The following is a 10,169-nucleotide window of genomic DNA, read 5'->3' as shown; positions in this document are numbered from 1 at the left end:
GGGGGTCTGCCGCACCAGCCACCAGAACAGGAAGATCAGCGCCAGCGGCAGTGCCGACCAAGGTCCAGCCATCGCCTTCAGCCAGCCCGGCGCCGGGCCGATCGGCGCCGGCAGGATGGTCAGCGTCATGCCGGTCAGGATCAGATAGGTGCCAAGCGTCGCGACGATGGGCTGGATGCGAACGACGGTCGCCAGAAAGCCGTTGGCCGCGCCGACGATCGCACCGATCAAAAGCGCTGCCGGCACGATGACCAGCGGCGAAGACATGCCGAGCTTGAGAAACAGCAGCTGGATGACGATCGCATTGACGAAGCCCATCAGCGGCCCGACGGAAATGTCGATGCCGCCGCGCCCGGCCAGGATGACCGGGGCCGAGGCGAGCGCTGCGCCGATCAGTGGCGCGGCGAGCCCGATCAGCGCGCTCCAGGCAGAAGGGTGGAAACGTGAAGGATTGAGCAGCAGATTGACCGCGATCAGGATGACCAGCAGCACCGTCGCAAAACCCGCGCCGCGCCATCGCTCCGCCATGCGCCGAAACCCGCTCATGCCGCGCGCCCGAACATGGCGGCGATCACCGTATCGCTTTTCATGTCTTCGCCGGTTATTTCAGCCGCCACCTGCTGTTCGCGAAAAACCAGCACGCGATGGCAAAGCAGGAGGATCTCCTCGATCTCGCTCGACAGGATGACCAGAGCCATGCCGTCCGCCGCCAGCCCACGGAACACGTCGTAGAGGACATGGCGCGTCGCCACGTCGACACCGCGCGTTGGGTCGTTGAGAAGCAGGATCGCCGGCTCCAGCGCCAGTGCCCTGGCCAGCAGCACCTTCTGCTGGTTGCCGCCGGACAGCGTGGTGATCGAGGCATCCGGCCGCGGTGCGACGATGGAGAGTTTTTCGCGGTAGGCCTCGTAGCGCCGCCGCCGCGCGGCGAAGCTGAGCAGGCCGAAACGCATGTCACGCGACAAGGTCGAGACGGCAAAATTATCAAGCACCGACTGGGTCGGAAAGATGCCGGTGGCGCGCCGGTCGCGCGGCAAATAGGCGATGCCGCTGGCGACCGCCTTGCGGAAGCTGGTGATCGCGCGCGCGTCGATGGTCACATCGCCGCTGGCCGGCCGTTCCAGCCCGGCCAGCACTTTCAGGAACCGCTCCTGCCCATGGCCGTCGAGGCCGGCAAGGCCGACGATCTCACCCGGCGCAATGGTCTGTGTCACGGGACTTGCGCCCGGCGCGATCACCAGGCCGCGCACCGAAAGGGTGGCGCGATCAGCCATGCGCCAGCTCCGCCGCCGTGCGTGGCGCCATCGCCTTGAGAAGCTCGGATGCGGTGGACGTGCCGCGTTCCTCGGTCGTCACCACGCTGCCGCCGCGCAGCACGGAAATCCGGTCGGAAAGCGCCATCACCTCGTCCATGCGATGGGTGATGAACAGGATCAGGCAGCCTTCCGAGGCAAGCTTGCGCATCATGGCGAAAACCGCCTCGCGGTCGGCGAAGTCGAGCGCGGCGGTGACCTCGTCGAGAATGAGAATGCGCGGGTTGCGGACCACGGCGCGGGCAAGCACGACCAGCTGCTGGACCGCCAGCGGCAATTGCCCGGCCAATTGGTCGAGCGGGATCTCGGTCACCGCGAACTCTTTCAGCACCGCTTGCGCGCGCTTCCGCCGTTCCGCGCGTGGCACGGTGCGCGTCAGCAAGCCGTCGAGGCCGAGCAGGATGTTATCCGTCACCGAACGGTCAGGCGCGATCAGCACTTCCTGGAACACGGTGGCGAAACCGGCGGCCTGGAACGCCGCCGGCCCGAAGCCGGCAAAGGCCGCCCCGTCGAGCAGGATCGTGCCGCTGTCCGGCTGGACAATTCCCGACAGCAGCTTGACCAGGGTGCTCTTGCCCGAACCGTTCTCGCCGAGGATGGTGTGGATCGTGCCGGCACGGAACGCGATGGAGACATTGGCGAGAGCGACCGTTTCGCCATAGCGTTTCGAGACACCCTGGACTTCCAGCATGACGGATTCCTGATAAGGAAAGCCGGCACCGCCCGCGCGGGGCCGGCTTCTACGAGCTTACTTGGCGCAGGCGTCTGGCACCTTCGAATAATCCCAGCCCTTGGTCGGCGCAGGATTGGCGAAATAGGCATCGAGCCATTCCTCCGGCATCGGATCCTCCGGTGGGACCGGGAAGATCGAGACTGCGTCCGCCGTCATGCAGTCCTTGTACCAGGCGCCGAGGTCGGCGTTGTGGACCGGCGGAATCGGGATCAGCAGCGTGTTGAGCTTCGGCTTTTGCCCGTCGAGCATGCGCTGGCCGACGCGAAACAGCGTCTCGGCCGTCCAGTGCGGCAGAACTGCATGGCCTTCGAAGCGATATTTGTCCGGATTGGCTTTCCAGTAGCCGAGCGCGTCGCCGGTGATCGAGCCGGTGATGAGCGGGGCAGGGCGGCCGGCCTCGGCAAAGGCCTCGGCGACAACGCGGCTTTCGCTGCCCGTCGTCCACACCGCATCGATCGGCGCCGGATTTGTGGCGATCGCCTGCAATACCGTCGTCTTGGTGACGTTGGCCGTCCAGTTGCCGTTGACGCTGCGCGAGACCTTGAGCTTGGGGTTCTCGGCCAGCGCCTTGTCGGCGCCCTGACGCTCCTGCACGACAATCGGATGACCGGCGATGCCTTCGACCAGAAGTATGCTGCCGCCGTCCGGCATTGCCTTGCCGATCGCCATCATCATGTCGTAGCCCCAGCGCGCATAGTTGGAATCGACATTGATGGCATTCGGGCTGGTCACCGACCCGGCCGCCGTGATGAACGGAATGCCAGCCTTGGCGGCGGCATCGATGGCGTCGTCCAGCGCCGTCGCCGAACCGGGGATCGAGGTGATGATCGAGCATTTCTTGTCGATGAAAGCGCGGATCTGGTTGATCTGCTGGCTGGCATCATTGTTGGAATCCGACACTTCGAAGCTCGCCACCGTACCGTCGGCGATCAGCCCGTCGACAAGCCGATTCAGCTCCTTGGTAACGGTGACCCGCCACGGATTGCCCTGGTAGGATTCCGAGTGGCACCATTTCCACGGCTTCGCCGGCGGCGTGAAATTATCCCAGGCCGATGGCAGGATTTTCTGCGGCGCGCCGTCATATTGCGCCTTCAATTCGGTAGGCAGTCCGGCGATCACGCCCGAAACGTCCTGGGCGCAGGCAATTGTCGTGATCGATGCAAGGGCGGTCGCAGCCATAAGGCCGCGGATCAGACAGTTCATTCTCTCCTCCTCCTTTTAAGTTGTTTTCAGGCTCCTCCACCGGCAGCGCCGGACACCCGTGCCGGGAAACTTTCCAGAAACAGGCGATTGAGATCGGCAACGACGCGGCCGGCATCGTGCTTTTCGGTCAGGCCGAGATTGATGCGATCGGACGCGGCCTGCTGGAAGGTCATGTAGCCATCGTGGCGTGGCCTGACCCAGGCGCCTTCGAGCGTGGCGCGCGTGTCCTTGTAGAAATTGCCGGCGGCTGCATTGACGCCTGCATCGTCCCAGGCCGCGGCATGGCCGGGCTGGCCGCCGGCTGACGCATAGGGACCGCGCTGCACCTCGCCGCTGGCGATCCAGTAGGCGAAGTCGATGGCCGCCCGCTTCGCCTTGGAAAAGGCCGACACGGCAATGCCGGTCCCGCCGAGCGCCGAGCCGACCGGGTCGGTATTGCCCACAGCCGGGATGTCCGCGAAGGCAAGGCGGCTGGCCCGGAATCCGGCGATGGCATAGGAGACATAGCCATAGATCAGCGGCGCACAGGCGATCCGCGAGCCGGACCTGGCCATTTCCTCCAGGACGTCGATCGGGTCCATACTGAGGCAGGCCGGGTCTACGAGAGCCGCGATCCCGCCCATCATCTCGAAGACCTGCTTGCCCACTGCCGCGTCTACGTGGTCGCCAGGTCCTTCGCTGGCGGGCCGGCCGAGATTGCCGGCAAACGTATAGAACACCATCAGCGAATGCGGCGGCCTGAGCGGCAACAGCACGCGGCCCTGCCGCGCCAGATCGAGCACCTCGGCCCAGTTCGCCGGCATGGCGGAAATCATGTCCGGCCGCCACGCCTGCACCTGGCTGGCCGTGTCGATCGGAAATGCCCACTGCCGGCCCTGCCAGTTGTAGCTCGGATAGGACTGGCCGACGCTGCCCGCTGCGAGTACCGCGCGTTCAGCTTCCCGGCCCGTGACATCGAGCGGCGCCAGGCAGTTCTCGGCGGTGATCTGGCCGACATGCGGATGGTCGATGACGATCAAATCATAGGCACGGGCCAGTTCCTCGACCGGGAAGGATTCGAAATCCTGCAGCGAGCGCTTGTCCCATTCGATGGTGACGCCGGTCCGTTCCTTCCAAAGCGCCGAGCAGGCGACCATAGGGTCGTAGCCACGCGGATGGCTCCAGGTCATGCCCTTGAGCGTCACGTCGCTCACAGCCCAAACTCCTTGCGGATTTTTGCGCTGTGCTCGCCGATGCGTGGCGCGGCCCGCTCAACCTTCGCACGGACGCCATCGACCCTGAGCGGCGAGCGCGTGGTGAGGATCGAGACGTCATCCTCGCGCGTCACGGTCTGCAGCATGTCGAGAACCTGAAAGCCCTCGCTTGCCATCATTTCCGGCCAGGTCAGCACCTTGGCGCACCAGATATCGGCAGGCTCGAGGATGGCAAGCCATTCGTCGACCGACTTCGTCGCGATGCACTGGGCGATAATCGCCTTGATCTCGTCGCGGGAGGTGAACCATGTCGACGGCTGGTCGCGGTAGGGCGCTAGTTCTGCGAGCACCAGGAGATCGGCGAGCTTCGGGATCGGCGTCATGGCGATCGCCAGATAGCCGTCCTTGGCCGGATAGACGCCGTAGGGCGCCGACAGATAGGCATGGGCACTGCGGAAGGCTGATCGCCGCGGCAGGCGGCGTCCGTCATTGAGATGCGTGGTCAGCACCTCGAACTGGAAGTCGACCAGCGCTTCGAGCAGGCTGGTCTCGACATGGCTGCCCTTGCCGGTCACGCCGCGCCGCACCAGTGCGGCAAGGATGCCTTGCGCGGCGGCGGAGCCCGCCAGCATGTCGGCGATCGCCAGGCCAAAGGGCACCGGTCCCTGGTCCTCGTCGCCGTTCAGCCACATCACGCCGGAGCGTGCCTGCGCCAGCAGATCCTGCCCGGGCCGCTTGACCCAAGGGCCTTCCTCGCCATAGCCGCTGATCGAGGCATAGACCAGGCGCGGATTGATCTTGCGCACCGCTTCATAGTCGAGGCCCAGGCGCTCGATGACGCCGGGCCGAAAATTCTGGATCAGCACGTCGGCCTTGGCCAGCAGGCCGCGCAGCGCCGCAAGGTCGGCCGCGTCCTTGAGGTCGATGGCGAGACTTTCCTTGGCGCGGTTGATGGCGTGGAAGATAGTGGAATCGCCGCCGATCTCGGTATCGCTGAGATAAAGCCGGCGCGACAGGTCACCGCCATCCGGGCGCTCGATCTTGATGACGCGGGCGCCGAGATCGAGCAGTCGCAGCGAGCAGTACGGCCCGGACAGGAACTGGCTCATGTCGACGACGACGAGCCCGGTCAGCGGCAATTCGGCAGTGGCGGCCATTGCCTATTTCTCCGTCTTGCCGGCGAAATCGGTCGGATTGCGGTACTTCACCGTCTGCAGGTGCTCGCAATAAAGCACAAGCTCTCCTTCACCCTTGAAGACTTCATAACTGGCGCGGATCAGCCCCATCTCCTTGTATTTGGGTTTCTTGTCGAGGTTGGAGCGGATCGAATAGATCGTGTCGCCGATGAACACCGGTTTGATGAAGCGCAATTTGTCGTAGCCATAGGAAAAGGCGTTGACGCAATTGGTGGCGACGAGGCCGAGCCCGGCCGAGAACACGAAGGCGCCAGCGATCAACCGCTTACCGAAAATGCCTTCCGTTTCGGCGAACATCTGGTCCTGCACGTAAGGGTGGATATCGAGCACAAGCGCGTTGAAAAGGTGGCTGTCGCCTTCGGCCATGGTCCTGCGCAGCGAGCGTATTTTCTGGCCGACCGGCCAGTCTTCATAGAACCAGTTCTCCGCGTTCCAGACGGGGAGATCGGCGTGGCCCTTCGGCATGTTGGCGGGGTGCGTCGACGCCACGCCCACGGTCGGCGCGAAACCAGTCATGACGGTGTCCGTTGGAAGCACGGATCATCCGTCCGGGCGCGCCGCGGACCAGCGAAATGCATGATCGATCCTCCCGTCAGTCTTCTTTTGTAAATACTATTTTCACATATGGGGTTGTGTTGCAAGCGTGAACAGGCGAAATTTTGCTCGGATCCGTGGCGTGCAACGACGACGGAACAAGGGAGGATTTGATGCAGAATGCCTGTCTGGTCTTCGTTGGCAGCCTTAACCGCGAGGCGCCGTATTTTCAGGGCGCGCGCGGCGTCGGGCTCAGTGTCTACAGCTTCGACGAGGAGACGCTGGAGACTACGAAATTGGCCGAGACAGGTGACGTCGACAATCCGACGTTTCTCTCGGTGACGCCGGACGGCTCCCAGATCTATGCCAACTCCGAAGTGTTCGCCTGGCGCGAAGGCGTGGTCTCGGCCTACCGCTTCGACAGGCAGACCGCCGCGCTTTCCTACATCAACAAGCAGCCGACCCTTGGCAGCATCACGGCGCACAACACCATCACGCGCGACGGAACGAAGCTGCTGGTCGCCAATTACGGCATGGGCGAAGGCGGCCCCGATCGTTCGGTCGTGGTTTACGGGCTGCGCGAGGATGGCGGCCTGACCGCGCCGTTGTCGAGCGTCGCCCATGCCGGAACTGGTCCCGATACGGCTCGTCAGGAACGCCCCCATGCTCACAGCGTCACCGAGACGATCGCCGGCGGCGTGGCGATCGTCGCCGATCTCGGCATCGATCGGCTTGTCTCGTACCGCATCGGGCCTGACGGCAGCCTGACCGGACTGGCGGAGTCGGCGCTTGCGCCCGGCGCCGGTCCACGTCACCTGGCGCTGCATCCTGGCGGGCGCTTCGTGTTCGTGATGAACGAACTGGATTCAACGGTCGTGTCGCTTGCGTTCGACGATGAGCCAGGAAGGCTCTCGGTCATCGACACGAAGCCGGCCGTGCCGGCCGAGGCGCGCGACGGCAATCATTGCGCCGACATCCAGATTTCGCTCGACGGCGGCTTTCTCTACGGTTCCAACCGCGGCCATGACAGTATCGTGGTCTTTTCTGTCGATCAGCAGACAGGCACGCTCGCGCTCGTCGACTATGCGCCGTGCGGCGGCGCCACGCCGCGCAATCTGGCGCTGACACCTTCGGGCCGCCACCTGTTCTCCGCCAACCAGAACGCCGACCGCATCTCGATTTTCGCGCGTGACACGGCCACCGGCCGGCTGGCCGCCACCGGGCGATCCATCGATGTCGGCACGCCGATGTGCGTGAAGATCGTGCGTTGAAAGCCATCCGTCTCGTCCAGCAGCGAAGGGCCTGCACGATCCTGTGATTTCGGCTGAACCATCAGCGTGGTAGCTTCCAGTCGTTTCCGCTCCGGAGTTGTCATGCGTACCAAGCTGCTAGAAATCACCCTCGCTATGCTGCTGTTGGTTGGCGGCGTTCCAGCCGGCCATGCGGAAGTGGCCGACCGGCCGACGCCTTCAGGTGGAGTTCTGTCGCTGCTTCCGCCTCCCCAGGTCTCCGATCATTCGATCGTGATCGCGGGACGTACGCTCAACTATCAGGCAAAAGCAGGCACGCTGTCATTGCTATCCGGCAAGGGCGCCATCACCGCGGAAATTTTTCATGTCGCCTACACGCTACGTCCCGAGCCAAGCCGGGAACCTGATCCCCAGCGCCCGATCACTTTCGTATTCAATGGTGGTCCGGGCGCGGCTTCCGCCTATCTGAATCTCGGCGCGCTCGGTCCGCGCGTCATGGCGATGGCGGCTGATGGAAGTTTTCTCCCATCGCCGCAGAGGCTTTTGGACAACCCGAACACATGGCTCGACATGACCGACCTGGTCTTTGTCGACCCGGTCGGAACGGGTTACAGCCGCGAAGCACCCGGCACCGAGGCACGCAGCTTCTGGAGCGTCAACGAGGACGCCGCTGCGATGGGCGCGTTTATCCGGCTCTATCTGGCACAGGCAGGCCGCACGGCGTCGCCGGTGTTTCTTGCCGGCGAAAGCTATGGCGGGTTTCGGGCGGCACTGCTTGCCAAGACGCTTCAGGATGACATCGGCATCAGTCCTCGCGGCATCGTGCTCATCTCGCCGGCGCTCGAATTCACGCTCGTGCAGCCCGACGAGTTCCAGCCGCTCCACTGGGCGCTTGAGCTCCCGTCGCTGGCGGCGGTGCGCCTGCGCAGCGAAGGCGTCACCGGTTCCGAGTTGCAGGAGCGGTTGGCCGATGTCGAACGCTATGCGCTTGGCGACTATCTCGTCGCGCTTGCCAGCGGGCTCGAAGAGGGTGGGCGTCTGGCGAGCCCGCGCGTGGCCGAAATCACCGGCCTGCCGCTTGAACTCGTCAAACGAAACTTTGCACGCATTCCCACCGCACTCTTCGCCAGGGAGTTTGCACGGGCAAGGGGCAATGTCCTCAGCGCCTATGACGGCACGATCGAAACGGCGGACATCGCGCCGGAAAGCCTGAGATATAGCGGTCCTGATCCGGTCCTCGACCGAAGCGTCCCGGTGCTCACTTCCGCCTTTGTCAGCTATATGCGTGACGAATTGAAATTCCGCACCGATCTAAGTTATCGGCTTCTCAACCGTGAAGTCAGCGGCAATTGGGATTATGGGACGAGCCCGACGCGTCAGGGCTATGTCGGCGTGATGGATGACCTTCAGCAGGCGCGCGCGTTGAACCCCGGCCTCGGCGTTTTGATCGTCAACGGCTACACCGACCTGGTGACACCCTATTTGGTGTCACGCTACCTTGTCGGCCAGGTTCCTTCGCTTCCGGGCGCAAAGCCCATCCGCGTCGACCTGCTGGAAGGCGGCCACATGATGTATTTCAGGCCAGACAGCCGGCGCGCGCTGAGAGAGGCCGCGTCCGAGCTTTACCAAACGCCGAAATGAAACGGTTTTGTGAAGCAATTCTCGCTTTCCGAATGTGAAAGACGCTTTGGCTGCCTTCGAACGATGCGTGCTGCCATGAGTGTGGCGACTGCGACCGGAAAGTCGATCAACACCCTGATGGTCTTCGCCTAACCGGATGGATCCAGCCGGCATCACTACGGCGCCGGCCTGAATGCCGGACGCCAACTCTTTTCGATGAGCGCATTGACAAAAAATCATCGCCACAATAATCCAATATATTGGATGCAATACGCAGACCGCTTGCGACAAAGCACGCCAGGTGCGTGATGATCGTCGACAAACCTGGACCTGAGGATACAAGCCAATGAACCTGGATCGCGTCATTACCGTCGTCGGAGCCCATGCCGAGGGCGAGGTGGGCCGGGTGATCACTGGCGGCGTCCTGCCGCCGCCGGGTGCTACGATGTTCGAGCGCATGCAGAATCTGGAACGCGACAGTGCATGGCTTCGCAACATGCTGCTGTTCGACCCGCGCGGCAGCGTCAATGCAGCCGTCAACCTGATCACGCCGCCGATACGCGCCGATGCCGATATCGGCATGATCGTCATGGAGTCGGACTACTTCGTACCGATGTCGGGCTCGAACCTGATCTGCACGGTCACGGTCGCTCTCGAGGCGGGCATGATCCCGATGCGCGGCGCTGAGACTATTGTCAGGGTGGATACGCCGGCCGGGCTGGTCGAGGTGACGGCGGATTGCAGTGGCGGCAAGTGCCGCCGCGTCACGTTCCGCAACGTCCCGTCCTTCGTCATGCATCGCGACCGGATGGTCGACGTGCCCGGGATCGGATCGCTGCGGGTCGATGTCGCCTATGGCGGCATGATCTACTGCATTGTCGATGCCGAGGACGTCGGCGTGACGCTCGCCCGCGACGAGGCGCGCGACCTGATCGAACTCGGCGAGCGCATCAAGGCGGCAGCGGCCGAACAGCTTCCCTCGATCCATCCGGAGAACCCGTCGATCAACACCATCAACCAGACCGAGTTCGCCGGCCCGCTGCGGATCGTCGACGGCGTAATGACCTCGAAGAATGCCGTGGTCGTCTCTCCAGGCAGGCTCGACCGCTGCCCGTGCGGCACGGGAA

Annotated in this window: 10 protein-coding genes; 3 read left to right on the top strand and 7 right to left on the bottom strand. The window is 63.8% G+C overall.

What is annotated here, in order from left to right:
- The 7 genes from E5W87_RS13660 to E5W87_RS13630 all read right to left on the bottom strand — a co-directional run.
- Nucleotides 1–546, bottom strand: a 546-nt coding sequence (locus E5W87_RS13660) for an ABC transporter permease (protein ID WP_367118824.1), incomplete at its 3' end; no start/stop codon positions are given.
- The gene (locus E5W87_RS13655; RefSeq protein WP_292397980.1) at nucleotides 543–1,274 is read right to left on the bottom strand and encodes an ATP-binding cassette domain-containing protein; all 732 of its coding nucleotides are present in this window, start codon (nucleotides 1,272–1,274) and stop codon (nucleotides 543–545) included. The genes E5W87_RS13660 and E5W87_RS13655, both read right to left, overlap by 4 nt.
- Nucleotides 1,267–2,004 (bottom strand): ATP-binding cassette domain-containing protein, encoded by a 738-nt coding sequence (locus E5W87_RS13650; RefSeq protein ID WP_292397979.1) that lies wholly within the window; start codon nucleotides 2,002–2,004, stop codon nucleotides 1,267–1,269. The genes E5W87_RS13655 and E5W87_RS13650 overlap by 8 nt, the downstream gene beginning before the upstream one ends.
- A 57-nt stretch (nucleotides 2,005–2,061) precedes the next feature.
- The gene (locus tag E5W87_RS13645; RefSeq protein WP_292397977.1) at nucleotides 2,062–3,249 is read right to left on the bottom strand and encodes an ABC transporter substrate-binding protein; all 1,188 of its coding nucleotides are present in this window, start codon (nucleotides 3,247–3,249) and stop codon (nucleotides 2,062–2,064) included.
- Nucleotides 3,250–3,275: 26 nt separating this feature from the next.
- Nucleotides 3,276–4,418, bottom strand: a complete 1,143-nt coding sequence (locus E5W87_RS13640) for an extracellular solute-binding protein (protein WP_292398023.1) — start codon at nucleotides 4,416–4,418, stop codon at nucleotides 3,276–3,278.
- Nucleotides 4,419–4,438: 20 nt separating this feature from the next.
- Complete coding sequence (locus E5W87_RS13635) at nucleotides 4,439–5,599, bottom strand: CaiB/BaiF CoA-transferase family protein (protein ID WP_292397975.1); 1,161 nt, start codon at nucleotides 5,597–5,599, stop codon at nucleotides 4,439–4,441.
- A 3-nt stretch (nucleotides 5,600–5,602) separates the two neighbouring features.
- On the bottom strand, nucleotides 5,603–6,154 hold the full coding sequence (locus E5W87_RS13630; protein ID WP_292397973.1) for a MaoC family dehydratase: 552 nt from the start codon (nucleotides 6,152–6,154) through the stop codon (nucleotides 5,603–5,605).
- Between the two features lie 191 nt (nucleotides 6,155–6,345).
- Here E5W87_RS13630 and E5W87_RS13625 point away from each other — a divergent pair, with 191 nt between their 5' ends.
- The 3 genes from E5W87_RS13625 to E5W87_RS13615 form a co-directional block, all read left to right on the top strand.
- Nucleotides 6,346–7,443: a lactonase family protein gene (locus E5W87_RS13625; RefSeq protein WP_292397971.1), complete on the top strand. Its 1,098-nt coding sequence runs from the start codon at nucleotides 6,346–6,348 to the stop codon at nucleotides 7,441–7,443.
- A gap of 102 nt (nucleotides 7,444–7,545) precedes the next feature.
- On the top strand, nucleotides 7,546–9,063 hold the full coding sequence (locus E5W87_RS13620; RefSeq protein ID WP_292397969.1) for an alpha/beta hydrolase: 1,518 nt from the start codon (nucleotides 7,546–7,548) through the stop codon (nucleotides 9,061–9,063).
- 325 nt (nucleotides 9,064–9,388) lie between these two features.
- Nucleotides 9,389–10,169 (top strand): proline racemase family protein (locus tag E5W87_RS13615; RefSeq protein WP_292397967.1); only part of this gene is annotated, 781 nt, incomplete at its 3' end.

It is taken from the genome of Mesorhizobium sp. (genome assembly GCF_004962925.1).
Classification (GTDB): Bacteria; Pseudomonadota; Alphaproteobacteria; order Rhizobiales; family Rhizobiaceae; genus Mesorhizobium.
This window is presented reverse-complemented; position numbering and strand designations above follow the sequence as displayed.

Coding starts and splice junctions, on each gene's coding strand:
- E5W87_RS13655 (WP_292397980.1), bottom strand. CDS start 1,274: ATGGCTGATCGCGCCACCCTTTCGGTGCGCGGCCTGGTGATCGCGCCG.
- E5W87_RS13650 (WP_292397979.1), bottom strand. CDS start 2,004: ATGCTGGAAGTCCAGGGTGTCTCGAAACGCTATGGCGAAACGGTCGCT.
- E5W87_RS13645 (WP_292397977.1), bottom strand. CDS start 3,249: ATGAACTGTCTGATCCGCGGCCTTATGGCTGCGACCGCCCTTGCATCG.
- E5W87_RS13640 (WP_292398023.1), bottom strand. CDS start 4,418: ATGACCTGGAGCCATCCGCGTGGCTACGACCCTATGGTCGCCTGCTCG.
- E5W87_RS13635 (WP_292397975.1), bottom strand. CDS start 5,599: ATGGCCGCCACTGCCGAATTGCCGCTGACCGGGCTCGTCGTCGTCGAC.
- E5W87_RS13630 (WP_292397973.1), bottom strand. CDS start 6,154: ATGACTGGTTTCGCGCCGACCGTGGGCGTGGCGTCGACGCACCCCGCC.
- E5W87_RS13625 (WP_292397971.1), top strand. CDS start 6,346: ATGCAGAATGCCTGTCTGGTCTTCGTTGGCAGCCTTAACCGCGAGGCG.
- E5W87_RS13620 (WP_292397969.1), top strand. CDS start 7,546: ATGCGTACCAAGCTGCTAGAAATCACCCTCGCTATGCTGCTGTTGGTT.